Below are 17,154 nucleotides of genomic sequence, written 5' to 3'. Positions count from 1 at the left end.
GAACAATGACGATCACACTTGAACCGGTAATCCACGGGGACAGGGTCTCACTGCTGCGCGTGCTCGGCCCGGCCCATGTCTGGGCGCTCGGAGTCGGCATCGTGCTGGTCGGCGAATTCACCGGCTGGAATTTTGCCGCCGACAAGGGCGGCGCACTCGCCGCGCTGATCGTCTGCTGGCTCGTCGGACTGCTCTACACCTCGGTCGCGATGATCGATTCCGAGGTGACATCGACCGTCGCCGCCGCCGGCGGCCAGTATGCGCAGGCAAAGCACATTGTCGGACCGCTGATGGCCTTCAATGTCGCGCTGTTCCTGGTCTTTGCCTACACAATGCTCGAAGTGTCCGACGCCATCCTGCTCGGCGACACCATCGTCGCCAAGGCGGGGGTCGAAGGGCTCACCCACAATTCCTTCATCGCCGCCACCATCGTGGTGCTGGCATGGCTGAACTATCGCGGCGTGCTGATGACGCTGAACGTCAACTTCGTCATCACCGCAATCGCCTACATCTCGATCGTCATCCTGTTTTTCTCGGTCAGCCCGTGGACGCAGGGCGCAGTGCTGAAGCTCAACGAACTGGTCACACCCGACAACGCCCTGCCCTATGGCTGGATCGGTGTCATTGCCGCCTTCCAGTTCGGCATCTGGTACTATCTCGGCATCGAGGGCACCACGCAGGCAGCCGAGGAAGTGCGCTCGCCGGCCCGCTCGCTGCCCTACGGCACGATGGCCGGCATGATCACGCTTTTGATCGCCGCCGCCATGACCTGGTATGTCTGCGCCTCGATGATGCCGTGGGAATATCTCGGCATCACCTATTACCCGCTGTGGGACGCCGGCAAACTGACCGGCAGCCCGTTGCTCGAAAACCTGTTGTTCATCGCGACGCTGCTTGCCGCACTGGCCTCCGCCAATGGCTGCATCAACGACGCGGCGCGCGCCTGGTTCTCGCTCGGCCGCGACCGCTATCTGCCGACATGGTTCTCGGCCGTGCATCCGAAATATCGCACGCCGTATCGCTCGATCCTGTTCCTCCTGCCGATCGCGCTCGCCTTCGCCTTCATCGCCGACCTCAACCAGGCGATCACCTTCTCGATCCTGTCGGGCGTGCTGCAATACACCTTCATGAGTATCAACATCGTCATGTTCAGAAAGAAATGGCCGCTCGGCTCGATCCGCCGTGGCTACACGCATCCATTCCATCCGCTGCCGGCGATCGTGCTGTTCTGCCTGTGCGTGGTGACCTTCTTCGCTATTTTCCTCGGCTTCGGCTCGCAGCTGATCGCCATGGTCGCCTTCTATTTCCTGATCTCGCTATGGTTCCATTTCTACCGCTACAAATTCGTGCGGCGCGGCGATCAGTTCACCATGCCGTGGCCGAAGCCGCAGGGTTATTGATGGGAGTAGGCCCGTCCAAATCCCGGACGGGCCTGTCGTGACGCAATGTCCGAGGTGATGTCAGCACTGCTTGCCGGGGCAATTGTCCTGGCCCTCGTCCTTCACCTTGCCTGGCTGGCGCGCGCCAGCCGCAACAGGGCGTCAGCGGCGCTCGCCATCGACCATGCCAGCATTCGTACCGTCATTGCCGACGCGGCTGAGGTTTCGGACGGCACCGCCGGTGTCATCACCTGGGAAGGTTCCTGGAAGGGCCGACACGTCCAGGTGCGCACGATCGTCGATACGCTGGCAACACGAAAACTTCCGGCACGCTGGCTGAGCGTCTCGATCACCGAGCCCGTGTCGGTGCCCGGCACCTTCGACATGATGATGCGGCCGGGCTCGCCGACGACCTTCTCCAATTTCGATCATCTCGACCATACGCTGCCGAAGGCTCCTGGATTTCCAGCCGAGGCAGTGCTGCGCACCGACCGCAGGGGCGCGCGTTTTCCCCAAAATATCATCGCCAGCCATGTCGAGATCTTCTCCGAAGGGCGCGCCAAGGAATTGCTGATCACGCCCAAGGGCATACGCATCGTCTGGCTGCTGGCCGAGGCCGAGCGCGCGCGCTACGGCGTTTTTCGGCAAGCCGAATTTGGGGATGCGACACTCGATCCAAAGCTGATCGAAAGACTGCTGGTGTCGGTGTCGGCACTTCGCGACGCCATCAACAAAAGCGATCGGCAGGCCGCATGACCAGTTCCGTCACTGTACCCGCCCCTCCCAACCCGTATCTGGTGCTCGGCGCGGCAATCGTGCTGCCGGCGAGCGGACATGTCATTCTGGGCGTGCCGGTGCGCGGCCTGCAATTTCTTTTCTTCATGGTGATCCTGGCATGGGTCACCGCCAAGATCGCGCCGCCGGACGCCAGCTTCGTCGGCCGTCATGCCGGCGGCTTCCTGATTTATGCGTTGTCGATCCTCGACGCCTACAGGATAGCCCGCATCCGCACCGCCAAATGGGTTCACAATGCCAGGCGAGCCAACGACGGTGCGCAGAGCGGCGTTGAGACGCATACGTAACTGGAGGAAAATTTTTTTCATACGATTGAATTCGGGAGACTCATTCGGTACATCATCTCAGAGCTGCAAACATCGGGAGGCTGACATGTGTGGAATTGTCGGACTGTTTTTGAAGGACAAGTCGCTGGAACCCCAGCTCGGCTCGATGCTGTCGCAGATGCTGATCTCGCTCAGCGATCGGGGGCCGGACAGCGCCGGCATCGCCATCTATGGCGCGCCTTCCAGGAATGAGGCCAAGATCACCATCCAGTCGGCCAAGCCGGAACGCGATTTCCGCAGCCTCGAGGCCGATCTTGCCAAGGCCATCGGCACGCCGGTGACGATCACTGTCAAATCGACCCACGCGGTCGTCAGGACCACGCCTGCCAAGATCGACGAGGCGCGCGAAGCGATCCAGGCGCTGCGCCCCGACATCCGCATCATGGGCGCCGGCGACGTGGTCGAGATCTACAAGGAGGTCGGCCTGCCCGAGGCGGTCGTCGACCGCTTCGATGTCCGCAGCATGACCGGCACGCATGGCATCGGCCATACCCGCATGGCGACGGAATCGGCGGTGACGACGATGGGCGCGCATCCGTTCTCAACCGGCGCCGACCAGTGCCTGGTGCACAATGGTTCGCTGTCCAACCACAACAATGTCCGCCGCGAACTGATCCGCGAAGGCATGACCTTCGAGACCGAGAACGACACCGAGGTTGCGGCCGCTTACCTTTCCTCGCAGATGGCGCATGGCAGGAATCTCGGCGAAGCGCTGGAGGGCACGCTCTCCGACCTCGACGGCTTCTTCACCTTCGTCGTCGGCACCAAGAACGGCTTTGGCGTCGTGCGCGATCCGATCGCCTGCAAGCCAGCCGTGATGGCCGAAACCGACCAGTATGTCGCCTTCGGCTCGGAGTATCGCGCGCTGACAAAACTGCCCGGCATAGACAATGCGAGGGTCTGGGAACCCGAGCCCGCAACCGTCTATTTCTGGGAGCATTGAGTTCATGCCAGCAACCAAGCTTTCAAAGACGGCGGCGCAGGACCACGCTTCGAGGATCTTCGATCTCGATCAGATGTCGCTGCGCGAACTCAACCAGGCGCTCCACAATTTGACGCCCGGCTCGAACGAGACGGCGTGGGAAGTGCTCAACCCGAAAGGCAACCATTCGGTCGCCGTCGGCGTCGATCAGCCTGTTACCATCGATGTGCGCGGCAGCGTCGGCTATTATTGCGGCGGCATGAATTCTGGCAGCGCCATCACCGTGCATGGCTCGGCCGGGCCCGGCGTCGGCGAGAACATGATGTCGGGTTCGATCACCGTCAAGGGCGATGCCAGCCAGTATGCCGGCGCCACCGGCAAGGGTGGCCTGCTTGTCATCGAAGGCAATGCCTCGTCGCGTTGCGGCATTTCGATGAAGGGCATCGACATCGTCGTGCACGGCAATATCGGCCACATGTCGGCCTTCATGGCGCAGTCCGGCAATCTGGTGGTGCTGGGCGATGCCGGCGACGCGCTGGGCGATTCCATCTACGAGGCGCGGCTGTTCGTGCGCGGCAAGGTCGACAGCCTCGGCGCCGACTGCATCGCCAAGGAGATGCGGGCCGAACACCTGGAGTTGCTGCAAGGCCTGCTCGACCGCGCCGGCGTCACCGGTGTCAAGGCGGCAGAGTTCAAGCGCTACGGTTCGGCACGCACGCTCTACAATTTCAATATCGACAACGCCGACGCGTATTGAGGCAGCATGACCTACAGGAACCCGCCGACGACGCCGCGCAAATCCGCGACCTTCGACGACTACACGCTTTCTGAAATCCGCCGCGCCGCGGCGACGGGGATCTACGATATCCGTGGCGCCGGCGCCAAGCGCAAGCTGCCGCATTTCGACGACCTGCTGTTCCTCGGCGCCTCGATCTCCCGCTATCCGCTGGAAGGCTATCGCGAGCGCTGCGACACCAGCGTCGTGCTCGGTTCGCGCCATGCCAAGAAGCCGATCGAGCTGAAGATTCCGATCACCATCGCCGGAATGAGCTTCGGCTCGCTGTCCGGCCCGGCCAAGGAAGCGCTCGGGCGCGGTGCGACCCTGTCGGGCACCTCGACCACGACCGGAGACGGCGGCATGACCGAGGAAGAGCGCGGCCATTCGAAGACGCTGGTCTACCAATACCTGCCGTCGCGCTACGGCATGAACCTGCGCGACCTGCGCCGCGCCGATGCCATCGAGGTGGTCGTCGGCCAAGGCGCCAAGCCGGGTGGCGGCGGCATGCTGCTTGGCCAGAAGATTTCCGACCGCGTCGCCGAAATGCGCACGCTGCCTAAGGGCATCGACCAGCGCTCGGCCTCGCGCCATCCCGACTGGACCGGGCCCGACGATCTCGAGATCAAGATCCTCGAACTGCGCGAAATCACCGACTGGGAAAAGCCGATCTACGTCAAGGTCGGCGGCGCCCGGCCCTATTACGATACGGCGCTTGCCGTGAAAGCCGGCGCCGATGTCGTCGTCGTCGACGGCATGCAGGGCGGCACGGCGGCCACGCAGGAAGTGTTCATCGAAAATGTCGGCCAGCCGACGCTTGCCTGTATCAGGCCGGCGGTGCAGGCACTGCAGGATCTCGGCATGCACCGCAAGGTGCAGCTGATCGTCTCCGGCGGCATCCGCAACGGCGCCGATGTCGCCAAGGCGCTGGCGCTGGGCGTCGATGCGGTCTCGATCGGCACGGCTGCCCTTGTCGCGCTCGGCGACAACGATCCACGCTGGGAGGCCGAGTATAACGAGCTCGGCACCACGGCGGGCGCCTATGACGACTGGCACGAGGGCCGCGACCCGGCCGGCATCACCACACAGGACCCGGAACTGATGAAGCGCGTCGACCCGGTCGCTGCCGGACGCCGGCTGGCGAATTATCTCAAGGTGATGACGCTCGAGGCGCAGACCATTGCCCGCGCGTGCGGCAAGAACAGCCTGCACAATCTCGAACCCGAGGACCTCGTCGCGCTGACGATCGAGGCGGCCGCCATGGCAGGCGTGCCGCTGGCCGGCACCAACTGGATACCGGGGAAGAACGGCTTCTGATCAACGAAGGGCCGAAGCCCACACGCTCTGGGGCCACCAATCGACAAAAAATGGGGAACTTCCGTGACAGCTGATCTTGCAGAATTCGCAAGGGCGAAAAACGTCAAATATTTCATGATTTCCTACACCGACCTGTTCGGTGGCCAGCGTGCCAAGCTGGTGCCGGCGCAGGCCATTGCCGACATGCAGAAGGATGGCGCCGGTTTTGCCGGGTTCGCCACCTGGCTCGATCTCACGCCGGCACATCCCGACATGCTGGCGGTGCCGGATCCGGATTCGGTGATCCAGCTGCCATGGAAACCGGAAGTCGCCTGGGTCGCCGCCAATTGCATCATGGACGACAAGGAGGTCGACCAGGCGCCGCGCAACACGCTGAAGCGGCTGATCGCCGAGGCGGCCAGCGACGGCATGCACGTCAAGACCGGCGTCGAGGCCGAGTTCTTCCTGATCTCGCCGGACGGCAAGACAATCTCCGACGAATACGACACCGCCTCGAAGCCCTGCTACGACCAGCAAGCGGTGATGCGCCGCTACGACGTCATCGCCGAGATCTGCGACCACATGCTGGCGCTCGGCTGGGGCGCCTACCAGAACGACCACGAGGATGCCAACGGCCAGTTCGAGATGAACTGGGCGTTCGACGATGCGCTCGCCACCGCAGACAAGCATTCCTTCTTCAAATTCATGGTCAAGTCGATCGCGGAAAAGCATGGCCTGCGTGCGACATTCATGCCGAAACCCTTCCAGGGCCTGACCGGCAATGGCTGCCATGCGCATATCTCTGTCTGGGACAAGGCCGGCAAGACCAACGTCTTTGCCGACAATGCGATGGAACTCGGCCTGTCGGCGAAGGGCAAGAATTTCCTCGGCGGCATCATGAAGCATGCTTCGGCGCTTGCCGCGATCACCAACCCAACGGTGAATTCCTACAAGCGCATCAACGCACCGCGCACCATTTCGGGCGCGACCTGGGCGCCGAACACGGTGACCTGGACCGGCAACAACCGCACCCACATGGTGCGCGTGCCCGGCCCCGGCCGCTTCGAACTGCGCCTGCCCGACGGCGCGGCCAACCCCTATCTGCTGCAGGCTGTCATCATCGCCGCCGGCCTCGACGGCATCCGCTCAAAGGCCGATCCCGGCAAGCGCTACGACATCGACATGTACCAGCACGGCCATACGGTGAAGGGCGCGCCGAAGCTGCCGCTCAACCTGCTCGACGCGCTGCGCGAGTTCGACAAGGACAAATCGCTGAAGGCGGCGCTGGGTGAGGAATTCTCGTCGGCCTACCTAAAGCTGAAGCACCAGGAATGGAATTCCTATGCTTCGCACTTCACGCAATGGGAGCGCGACCACACGCTGGATATCTAACTCTCAGCGAATGCGAGCGACCTCGGAATGAACTGATGAAATACTCGATCTTCTCGCTCGCCCGCGCCGCCCTGTCCGGCCACAAGAACTGGCAGCGTACCTGGCGCGACGCCACGCCGAAGGATCGCTACGACGTGGTGATCATCGGTGGCGGCGGCCATGGCCTGGCCACCGCCTGGTTCCTGGCCAGCGAGTACGGCATCAGGAATGTCGCCGTGCTCGAAAAAGGCTGGATCGGCTCCGGCAATGCCGGCCGCAACACCACCATCATCCGCTCCAATTACGGCCTGCCCGGCAACACCGGCTTCTACGAATTGTCGATGAAGCTGTGGGAGCGGATGGAACAGGACCTCAACTACAACACGATGGTCAGCCAGCGCGGCGTCATCAACCTCTATCATTCCGACGCGCAGCGCGACGCCTATGCGCGGCGCGGTAACACCATGCGCATCAACGGCATCGATGCCGAACTGCTCGACCTCGCCGCGGTCAAGAAGATGATCCCGTTCCTGAACTTCGACAATGCGCGCTTTCCCGTGCAAGGCGGGCTCTTGCAGCGGCGCGGCGGCACGGCGCGCCACGATGCGGTGGTCTGGGGCTATGCCCATGCGGCGAGCGCGCTCGGCGTCGACATCATCCAGAACTGCGAGGTGACCGGCTTTAGCCGCGACGCCAACGGCAAGGTGACCGGCGTCGAGACTTCGCGCGGCAAGATCGGCGCCGGCAAGGTCGGCATGGCGGTCGCCGGCAGTTCCTCGCGCGTCGCGGCGATGGCGGGCCTGCGCCTGCCGATCGAAAGCCATGTGCTGCAGGCCTTCGTCTCCGAAGCGATCAAGCCGCTGATCCCCGGTGTCATGACCTTCGGTGCCGGCCATTTCTACGTCAGCCAGTCGGACAAGGGCGGGCTGGTCTTCGGCGGCGACATCGACGGCTACAATTCCTACGCCCAGCGCGGCAACATGCCTGTGATGGAGGACGTCTGCGAGGGCGGCATGGCGCTGATGCCGATGATCGGCCGCGTGCGCCTGCTGCGCCAGTGGGGCGGCATCATGGACATGTCGATGGACGGTTCGCCGATCATCGACAAGACGCCGGTCGACGGCCTCTACCTCAACGCCGGCTGGTGCTATGGCGGCTTCAAGGCGACGCCGGGATCAGGCTTTGTCTTTGCCCATCTGCTGGCCCGCGATCAATCGCACGAAGAGGCCGCACGGTTCCGCCTCGACCGCTTCCGGACTGGCGCGATGATCGACGAAAAGGGCCAGGGCGCCCAACCGAACCTGCACTGAGGACGGACAGGAAACCATGCGCATTGTCTGTCCCTTCTGCGGCGAACGCGAACTCGGCGAGTTCACCTATCTGGGCGACGCCAAGCCGGTGCGGCCGGCGGCCGGCGCTTCGGAAGACGAGGTCTTCGACTATGTCTATCTGCGCGACAACGTCGCCGGCGAAACCAGCGAATACTGGTACCATGGCGGGGGTTGCCGAGCCTGGCTGAAGGTCGTCCGCAACACGCTGACGCACGAGATCTCTTCGGTTGAGCCGGCGGCGGGCGCCGGTGCCGCGAAAGTTGGTGCGTGATGGCCGGCGGGCAGACGAACAGGCTGGACAGTGGCGGCCTCATCGACCGCTCCGCGCCGCTGAATTTTCGTTTCGACGGCAAGACGTTCTCCGGCTTCCAGGGCGACACGCTCGCCTCGGCGCTGATCGCCAATGGCGTCAAGCTTGTCGGCCGCTCGTTCAAATACCATCGCCCGCGCGGCATCCTCACTGCTGGCTCGGAAGAGCCCAACGCGCTGGTCGAATTGCGCACGGGCGCCCGGCGCGAACCGAACACCAAGGCGACCACGGCCGAGCTCTATGAAGGGCTAGAGGCCGCCAGCCAGAACCGCTGGCCATCGCTGCGCCACGATGTGATGTCGGTCAACCAGCTGTTCGCGCCGATCTTCGTCGCCGGCTTCTACTACAAGACCTTCATGTGGCCGGCGAAATTCTGGGAAGCGATCTACGAACCGGCGATCCGCCGTGCCGCCGGACTCGGCCGCGCTGCGGGCGTTGCCGATCCCGACCATTACGACAAGGCGTGGGCGCATTGCGATGTGCTGATCGCCGGCTCGGGCCCGGCCGGACTGGCCGCGGCCTTGGCAGCCGGACGCAGCGGTGCCCGTGTCATCCTGTGCGAGGAGGATTTTTCGCCGGGCGGGCGTCTTTTGTCGGATGGCGGCACGATCGATGGCCTGCCGGCAGCCGAATGGCTTTCCCGGACGCTGGCCGAACTCAGTTCACTGCCAGACGTCCGCATCATGACCCGCACGACGCTGTTCGGGGTCTATGATGGCGGCACCTATGGCGCCATCGAGCGGGTCAACGACCACCTGCCCTCGCCGCCGGAGCATCAGGTGCGGCAGCGGCTGTGGCGGATCGTGGCCAGGCGCTGCGTGGTCGCGGCCGGCGCCATCGAACGGCCGATCGTCTTTGCCGGCAACGACACGCCTGGCGTGATGATGGCTTCCGCCATGCGCACCTATGTCGCGCGCTATGCGGCAACGCCGGCGAAACGCATCGCGCTGTTCACCAACAATGAGGATGGCTGGCGCACGGTCGAGACCGCACTTAGTGCCGGATTGCAGATCGCGGCGGTCATCGACGCGCGGCCTGACGTATCGCCCGCCCATCGTTCGCTGGCGTCCAAGGGTGGCTTTCCCGTGCTGCACGGTTCCGTCAGTGGCATCGATGGCGGCAGGGACGGCGTCAAAAAGATCGCCGTGTCACTGACCGGCGGCGCGCGCGCCGAGGTCGCAGCCGACGGGCTTGCCGTCTCCGGCGGCTGGAACCCGGCTGTCGGGCTGACCTCCAACCATCGCGGCCGGCCGAAATGGCTAGATAGCATCGCCGCCTTCGTGCCGGATGGCGCGCCTCCCGGAATGGTGGCCGTGGGCGCCGCCAATGGCGCCTTCGGGCTCGGCGCCTGTCTGGCCGATGGCTTTGCCGTGGGTGGCGCAGCCGCGCATGACGCCGGGAACAGCGGCAAGGCCGGCGCGGCTCCTGTCGCCGACGACGAGGCGTTCTCGCTCACGCCGCTCTGGCATGTCGCCGGCAAGGGCAAGGCCTTTGTCGATTACCAGCACGACGTCACCGCCTCCGACATCGAACTGGCGCAACGCGAAGGCTTTGAATCGGTCGAGCATCTGAAGCGCTACACGACGCTCGGCATGGCGACCGACCAGGGCAAGACCTCCAATGTCGCCGGCCTCGCCATCATGGCCGCGGTCAGCGGCCGGTCCATTCCCGATACCGGCACGACGATCTACCGTCCTCCTTACGTGCCCGTCGCCATCGGCGCCTTTGCCGGACATCACCGCGACGAGACGTTCCATGCGACGCGGCTGACGCCGTCGCATCACTGGGCAGCCGAACAGGGCGCTGTTTTCGTCGACACGGGCCTGTGGAAGCGCGCGCAGTGGTATCCGCGCGCCGGCGAGAAGGACTGGCTGGAATCGGTGACCCGTGAGGTCAAAGCGGTGCGCGGCGGCGTCGGCTTCTGCGATGTCTCGACGCTCGGCAAGATCGACGTGCACGGCGCGGATGCCGGCGCCTTCCTCGACCGCGTCTATATCAACACCTTCTCCAATCTCACCGTCGGCAAGGCCCGCTACGGATTGATGCTGCGCGAGGACGGCATGGTCTATGACGACGGCACCACGTCGCGGCTGGCCGAGGATCACTATTTCCTGACCACCACGACGGCCAAGGCCGGACTGGTGATGCAGCATCTCGAATTCTGCCGGCAGGTGCTGTTTCCCGAACTCGACGTGCAACTGACTTCGGTCTCGGACCAGTGGGCACAGTTCTCGATCGCCGGGCCGAAGACCCGTGACCTGCTCAAGGAGATTGTCGATCCGGCGGAAGACCTTTCCAATGAAGGTTTCCCGTTCATGGGCGCGCGCGAAGTCCGCTTGCGCGGCGGCATCAAGGCGCGGCTGTTCCGCATCTCGTTCTCCGGCGAGATGGCGTTCGAGATTTCGGTGCCGGCACGCTTCGGCGATGCCATGGCACGCATTCTGATGCTGGCCGGCGCGCCATTCGGCGTGACGCCTTACGGCACCGAGGCGCTCGGCGTCATGCGGGTTGAAAAGGGTCACATCGCCGGACCGGAACTGAGCGGTGCGACGACGGCGGCGGATCTTGGTCTCGGCAAGATGATGTCGACCAAGAAGGATTTCATTGGCCGCGTCATGGCCGGGCGCGAGGCGCTGGTCGCGCCGGACCGTCAGGTCGTGGTCGGCATCAAGCCGGTCGACAAGGCGCGCAGGCTGCGCTCCGGCGCGCATATCATTTCGAAGGGGCAGACACCTGGCCCGGGCAACGACCAGGGCTATGTCACCTCGGTCTGCTTCTCGCCGACATCAGACCAATGGATCGGGCTCGGCCTGGTCGAGCGCGGCCGCGAACGCATCGGCGAGATCGTCCATGCGCACGATCCGCTGCGCGGTGAGGACTATGACGTCGAACTGTGCAATCCCGTCTTCTACGATCCGGATGGAGGGCGCCAGCGTGGCTGAGTTTTCCTGGTCACCCCGCAGTCCGCTCGAGCATGCGCTTGTCACCGGCGCGCACGGTGCGCGCGGCGCCGAGGCCGGCGTCTCGCTGACGGAAGTCCGCAATTTCGACCTGATCCAGGTGATGGCGCGGCGCGGCAAAGCGGCCGAACTGGCCAACGCCACCGAAGGCCGTTTCGGCGTGGCGGCTCCCAATGCGCCGAAGGCGGTGCAAAGCCAGGACGCCACGCTGATCTGGTCCGGGCCGGATCAGTTCTTCATCCTGTCGAAGGGCGGCAAGCACACGATGGACACGCTGGCGCCGGCATTGTCGGCCCCTGCCTCCCTGTCGGACCAGTCGCATGCGCGCGCCCTGGTCAGCATTTCCGGGGCCAAGGCCCGCACCATGCTGGCCAAGCTGTCGTCGATCGATCTGCACCCGTCGGCATTCCCGATTGGCGCCGCCGCCGCAACTTCGATCGATCACACCAGCGTCACGCTCTGGCGCGTCGGTGATCGGCCGGATGGGCAGGCCGTGTTCAACCTGATGGTGTTTGCGACCTTCGCCGGAAGCCTGTGGCACACTATGCTCGACGGGGCGGCTGAGTACGGCGTGACGATCGCGCATTCGGAGGAGTTGGCGTAGCGCGGAACAGACAGGAAGGGCCACCTTCGCCTTGCCAAATCCGGCCTTGCTGCCTATTCTTGCTGCTAAAATAATTTCACGTACAGGCAAACTTGTTCTCGAACCAATGTCTCGAAACGCAAGGCTGAGATGAGCCAGTCGCCCTACCCCGCAATCACTGCCGGCCCACCGGGTCCGAGCCTCATCCTGCGGCCCGGTCAGATCGCGCTGCCGCCCGGCATGGAGCGCTACACGATCCAGGGCAACGGCGCGGTGCTCATCGAGATCGAGGCCGGCGATACCCTGACCGTGCGCAATGTCGAGGGCGGCCAGGCGTGCGAGCTGGTGGCCTGGGACAAGGCCGGCGCGACCGATCCCGGCATTTTTGGTGAAACGTCGAACAGCAATGCCGCCGGGATCAAGGCACTGCTGGCCGAGGGCGACGACAGTCTCGCAGCCCTTCGGCGCGGGCTTGCGCGACGGCAGGTGCAGCTTGATCAGGCCAAGGCAGTGCGTGTTTTCGGCGGCGCTACGCCGGCCGGCACCGAGCAGGGTTTCAATATCGTGCGCGACGGCGCGATGGTCATCGCCGCGCCCGGCGGGCCGATGCTTGTCGATGGCCACGACACGGCGACGCCGCTCAGCGTCATCGTCCGACGCGCCACGATCCGTCCGGCGGCGAAGTCGCAATTGGCCGACCCGCTCGCCGATCCGGTGCTCGACCTGCGCGTCCACTCGGCGACGGCGGAATCCTACTTCGTCAAGGCCGGCGACTATCTGCAGATCATCGATGTCGACGGGCGCCAATGCACCGACTTCCAGTGCTTTTCGGCACGCAAGCTGGATAAGGGTCGCGACCATCCGCTCGACGTGACGACGACCCGCACTCTGATGGGTGCGAGCTATCCGATGCCCGGCCTGCATTCGAAATACTATGACCAGGACATGGAGCCGCTGGTCGAGGTGGTGCAGGACACATGCGGGCGGCACGATGCCTTCGCGCTCGCTTGCGCGGCCAAATATTACGACGACATCGGCTATCCCGGCCACACCAATTGCTCGGAGAATTTCAATCGCGCGCTGTCGGACAAGGGCGTCACGCCACGTGCCGGCTGGATGGCGATCAACTTCTTCTTCAACACGGCGATCGACGCGCATGGCGTCATGGTGTCCGACGAGCCATGGTCGCGGCCGGGCGACTATGTGCTGCTCAGGGCGCTGACCGACATCGTCTGCGTGTCCTCAGCCTGTCCCGACGACACGACGCCGGCCAATGGCTGGAACCTGACCGACATCCATGTGCGAACCTATTCCGGCCAGCACAAATTCTCGCGAGCGATCGCCAGACGCATGACGCCTGATTCGGAACCGAAAATGACCCGCGAGACTTCATTTCATTCGAGCTTTGCCAAGCACACCCGCAACTTCGTCGAGTACAGGGGCTATTGGCTGGCCAATTCCTTCGCCAAGGAAGGACCAATCGCTGAATACTGGGCCTGCCGGCAGGACGCCGTGATCATGGACCTGTCGCCGCTGCGCAAGTTCGAGGTCACCGGGCCGGACTCGGAGGCGCTGCTGCAATACACGCTGACCCGCGACGTCAAGAAGCTCGGCGTCGGCCAGATCGTCTATTCCGCCATGTGCTACGAGCATGGCGGCATGATCGACGACGGCACGCTGCTGCGGCTCGGCAAGGACAATTTCCGCTGGGTCGGCGGCGACGATCTCTCCGGCGAATGGCTGCGCGAAACGGCGAAAAAGCTCGGCCTCAACGTGCTGGTGCGGTCGTCGACCGACCAGATGCACAATATCGCCGTGCAAGGGCCGAAGAGCCGCGACATCCTGAGGGAGGTGATCTGGACCTCGCCATTGCAGCCCTCGATCGAGGAGCTCGAATGGTTCCGTTTCGCCGTCGCCCGTATCGGTGGCGGCAACGGCATCCCGGTCGTCGTCTCGCGCACCGGCTACACCGGCGAGCTTGGCTACGAGATCTGGTGCCATCCGCGCGACGCCGAGAAAGTGTTCGACGCCATCTGGGAGGCCGGCCAGCCGCACGGGCTGAAGCCGATGGGGCTGCAGGCGCTGGACATGGTGCGCATCGAGGCCGGACTGATCTTCGCCGGCTACGAATTTTCGGACCAGACCGACCCGTTCGAGGCCGGCATCGGCTTCACCGTGCCGTTGAAGAGCAAGACCGACGATTTCATCGGCCGCGAGGCGCTGATCCGGCGCAAGGAAAACCCGCAGACAAAACTGGTCGGCCTCGACATCGACGCCAATGTCGATGTCGGCCATGGCGATTGCGTGCATGTCGGCCGCGCCCAGATCGGCGTGGTCACGTCAGGCATGCGCTCGCCGGTGCTGAACAAGAATATCGCGCTGGCGCGGCTCGACGTCACCCACGCTGCGATCGGCACCGAGGTCGAGATCGGCAAGCTCGACGGCCATGCCAAACGGCTGCCGGCGCGGGTCGTCGCCTTTGCCCATTACGATCCGCAGAAGACCAAACCGCGCTCCTGACCGCGCTTCACTCACAAGACAGTGAGAGCCGCGCCGGCCGGCAGTCTGAGCGATCGCCCGTGGCCAGGTGGTAGCGGGTCAGTTGAAGGAAGCCGAGAAGCCAATGGTGCGGCCCAAAAGGCGTCTTGGAGAATAGCGCGGCATTGGACATTTTTTTTCGTCATGCTAATTCAGTTAGATGTTTTTTCTGATCTTTTCTTTTGTAGCAGTCGCCATCCCGTATGGCCTTGAACGACTCTATTTTGCGAGAAAATTTGGGTTCTTTGCAGTTCTATTCTGGCTGTTTGTCTTTCAATATAGCGTTTTATTCGGCAGTAAAATCATCCTCGAAAATCCCCTAGGACAATCGTTGCCCAATTGGGCTACAACACTCGGCTTTGCGATCGGAGCATTCGCCTACATGACGATTGGCATGACGTCTTTCGCTGCCGTCGTAGCCACATTGGGATTCGGGACAGTGATCGCAGCCAGCTGGGTCTTGAGAAAGCTAGGGGAGAATTCAAACTGACCCGCTGCCGGCTAGGCATTTCGATCGACAAATGCCGGCAGTTGTGCTATTGATGTAGGTATGGTGCTGGTTTGCGCCGCGACCCGCCTCAGGCGGGTTTTTCATTTCAGGCCCCTGGTCCTTCTTTCGAACAATCCCGCCCGCAGCAGTGCGAAGCTGACATGTTTCGCAAGCGTGATGTGCATGGTTTCACAAAACGCTTGACGTGAAAGCGCACCGGATCAATCTTCACTGCTAAGAAAAAAATGCGACTGAGTGGAAACACCGGCAGCCGCCCAACGCATGCGTCGATGACGAAGCCTCGCGAAGTCGCGGCCGTCACGGACGGGGAACATCAAATAGGGGAACCCAAACACATGAGCACGATAAGCACTACGCTGGAGCCGCTTGCCGAGAGCAAGCTGCACCGGAATATCGACTGGCGCGGCGCCTTCTGGGTGGCCAGCGGCGTCCCTGCCCTCGTCCTGTTTTCGATCGGCGGCATTGCCGGCACGACCGGCACGCTGGCCTTCGCGATCTGGATCGCCTCCATGATCATGGGCTTCCTGCAATCCTTCACCTATGCCGAGATCGCCGGCCTGTTTCCGAACAAATCGGGCGGCGCCTCGATCTATGGCGCCACTGCCTGGCTGCGCTATTCCAAGTTCATCGCGCCGCTGTCGGTGTGGTGCAACTGGTTCGCCTGGTCGCCGGTGCTGTCGCTCGGCTGCTCGATCGCCGCCGCCTATATTCTCAACGCGCTGGCGCCGGTGCCGCTGTTCACCGAAACCTCGCCCGATGTCGTCGCCTATATCGCGGCCCATGCCGGCACCAGTGCCGCCGACGCAATCACGGCGGTGACCGCTGCCGCGACGCCTGCGATCCGCAACTGGACACTGTACAGCCACACGCTCGGCCCGGTCTCCTTCACCTTCAATGCCACCTTCTTCATCGGCGCGGTGCTGATGCTGATCATCTTCTCGATCCAGCATCGCGGCATTCTGGGCACCGCCAATGTGCAGAAATATATCGGCCTGCTGGTCATCATCCCGATGCTGATCGTCGGCGTCGTGCCGATTTTCACCGGCCAGATCAACTGGGCGAATTTTTCGCCGCTGGTGCCGCTGGCCGCCGCCTACGCGCCGGAGCCCGGCGCCTGGAACATCGCCGGCTGGACGCTCGTGCTTGGCGGCATGTTCATCGCCGCCTGGTCGACCTACGGTTTCGAGACCGCCGTCTGCTACACGTCCGAATTCAAGAACCCCGGCACCGACACGTTCAAGGCCATCTTCTATTCCGGCCTGCTCTGCATGCTGCTGTTCATCCTGGTGCCGTTCACCTTCCAGGGCGTTCTCGGCTTGAACGGTATGCTGGCCACCCCGATCGTCGACGGTTCCGGTGTCGCCGATGCGCTGGCCGGCATGGTCGGCGGAGGAGCGCTGATCCACAGCCTGCTGGTGATGCTGATGATCCTGGCACTGGTGCTGTGCATTATGACGGCGATGGCAGGCTCTTCGCGCACGCTCTACCAGGGTTCCGTCGACGGCTGGCTGCCGCGCTATCTCAGCCATGTCAACGAGCATGGCGCGCCGACCCGCGCCATGTGGACCGACCTCGTCTTCAACCTGATCGTGCTGGCCATCGCCTCTGCCGACGCGACGAGCTTCTTCTTCATCCTCGCCGTGTCGAACTGCGGCTACATCATCTTCAACTTCCTCAACCTCAACGCCGGCTGGATCCATCGCATCGACAACGGCCATATCGCGCGGCCGTGGAAGGCACCGAGCTGGCTGCTCGGGGTCGGCGCCATCTTCGCCTACGTCAACGCGATCTTCATGGGCGCCGGCGCCAAGGTGTGGAACCCGATGGCGCTGTGGGCCGGACTGATCACCGCTGCCTTGATCATCCCGGTGTTCTGCTTCCGCCACTACATCCAGGACGGCGGCAAGTTCCCCGACCATATGCTGGCCGACCTCGGCATGAGTTCGTCCGATCTGGCGGTCAAGAAGGCGGGCATGCTGCCCTACCTGACGTTGGTCGCCGGCGTGGTGGTGATGCTGCTCGCCAACTGGTATTTCGTCATCTGACCTCGTAAATGA

At 63.6% G+C, this 17,154-nt stretch carries 14 protein-coding genes; all 14 read left to right on the top strand.

Translation table 11 applies throughout. The features are described from left to right. Positions 1 to 5: 5 nt before the first annotated feature. The 14 genes from AC0ZT5_RS01505 (at position 6) to AC0ZT5_RS01440 (ending at position 17,142) form a co-directional block, all read left to right on the top strand. Positions 6 to 1,400 (top strand): APC family permease, encoded by a 1,395-nt coding sequence (locus AC0ZT5_RS01505; RefSeq protein ID WP_095088220.1) that lies wholly within the window; start codon positions 6 to 8, stop codon positions 1,398 to 1,400. Positions 1,401 to 1,445: 45 nt separating this feature from the next. After that, a complete protein-coding gene (locus AC0ZT5_RS01500) occupies positions 1,446 to 2,135 on the top strand; it encodes a hypothetical protein (RefSeq protein WP_488494980.1) in 690 nt (229 codons plus the stop codon). Next, positions 2,132 to 2,461 carry a hypothetical protein gene (locus AC0ZT5_RS01495; RefSeq protein WP_477283870.1) on the top strand — a complete coding sequence of 110 codons (330 nt, stop codon included), beginning with the start codon at positions 2,132 to 2,134 and terminating at the stop codon, positions 2,459 to 2,461. Before AC0ZT5_RS01500 ends, AC0ZT5_RS01495 begins: the two co-directional genes overlap by 4 nt. Positions 2,462 to 2,546: 85 nt before the next feature. Next, positions 2,547 to 3,443 (top strand): class II glutamine amidotransferase, encoded by an 897-nt coding sequence (locus tag AC0ZT5_RS01490; protein WP_488494979.1) that lies wholly within the window; start codon positions 2,547 to 2,549, stop codon positions 3,441 to 3,443. Between the two features lie 4 nt (positions 3,444 to 3,447). Beyond that, positions 3,448 to 4,179, top strand: coding sequence for a GltB/FmdC/FwdC-like GXGXG domain-containing protein (locus tag AC0ZT5_RS01485; RefSeq protein ID WP_488494978.1), 732 nt, complete (start codon positions 3,448 to 3,450; stop codon positions 4,177 to 4,179). Positions 4,180 to 4,185: 6 nt separating this feature from the next. After that, on the top strand, positions 4,186 to 5,514 hold the full coding sequence (locus AC0ZT5_RS01480) for an FMN-binding glutamate synthase family protein (protein ID WP_111546931.1): 1,329 nt from the start codon (positions 4,186 to 4,188) through the stop codon (positions 5,512 to 5,514). A gap of 63 nt (positions 5,515 to 5,577) precedes the next feature. Further along, positions 5,578 to 6,885: a type III glutamate--ammonia ligase gene (gene glnT / locus AC0ZT5_RS01475; RefSeq protein ID WP_478348760.1), complete on the top strand. Its 1,308-nt coding sequence runs from the start codon at positions 5,578 to 5,580 to the stop codon at positions 6,883 to 6,885. Positions 6,886 to 6,920: 35 nt separating this feature from the next. Further along, positions 6,921 to 8,174, top strand: coding sequence for a sarcosine oxidase subunit beta family protein (locus AC0ZT5_RS01470; protein WP_477283878.1), 1,254 nt, complete (start codon positions 6,921 to 6,923; stop codon positions 8,172 to 8,174). Positions 8,175 to 8,190: 16 nt separating this feature from the next. Continuing rightward, positions 8,191 to 8,466: a sarcosine oxidase subunit delta gene (locus tag AC0ZT5_RS01465; RefSeq protein ID WP_488494977.1), complete on the top strand. Its 276-nt coding sequence runs from the start codon at positions 8,191 to 8,193 to the stop codon at positions 8,464 to 8,466. After that, the gene (locus AC0ZT5_RS01460) at positions 8,466 to 11,447 is read left to right on the top strand and encodes a sarcosine oxidase subunit alpha (RefSeq protein ID WP_488494976.1); all 2,982 of its coding nucleotides are present in this window, start codon (positions 8,466 to 8,468) and stop codon (positions 11,445 to 11,447) included. Before AC0ZT5_RS01465 ends, AC0ZT5_RS01460 begins: the two co-directional genes overlap by 1 nt. After that, positions 11,440 to 12,069 carry a sarcosine oxidase subunit gamma gene (locus tag AC0ZT5_RS01455; RefSeq protein WP_488494975.1) on the top strand — a complete coding sequence of 210 codons (630 nt, stop codon included), beginning with the start codon at positions 11,440 to 11,442 and terminating at the stop codon, positions 12,067 to 12,069. Before AC0ZT5_RS01460 ends, AC0ZT5_RS01455 begins: the two co-directional genes overlap by 8 nt. A gap of 129 nt (positions 12,070 to 12,198) precedes the next feature. Then, the gene (locus AC0ZT5_RS01450; RefSeq protein ID WP_488494974.1) at positions 12,199 to 14,568 is read left to right on the top strand and encodes a trimethylamine N-oxide demethylase; all 2,370 of its coding nucleotides are present in this window, start codon (positions 12,199 to 12,201) and stop codon (positions 14,566 to 14,568) included. Positions 14,569 to 14,746: 178 nt separating this feature from the next. Then, complete coding sequence (locus AC0ZT5_RS01445; protein ID WP_488494973.1) at positions 14,747 to 15,076, top strand: hypothetical protein; 330 nt, start codon at positions 14,747 to 14,749, stop codon at positions 15,074 to 15,076. 356 nt (positions 15,077 to 15,432) lie between these two features. Beyond that, positions 15,433 to 17,142: a trimethylamine N-oxide permease gene (locus tag AC0ZT5_RS01440; RefSeq protein WP_488494972.1), complete on the top strand. Its 1,710-nt coding sequence runs from the start codon at positions 15,433 to 15,435 to the stop codon at positions 17,140 to 17,142. The last annotated feature ends 12 nt before the right edge of the window (positions 17,143 to 17,154 follow it).

The sequence above is a fragment of the Mesorhizobium sp. CNPSo 4670 genome (genome assembly GCF_057784235.1).
The sequence above is the reverse complement of the archived record's forward strand: the minus strand, read 5'-3'. Positions and strand labels throughout refer to the sequence as shown.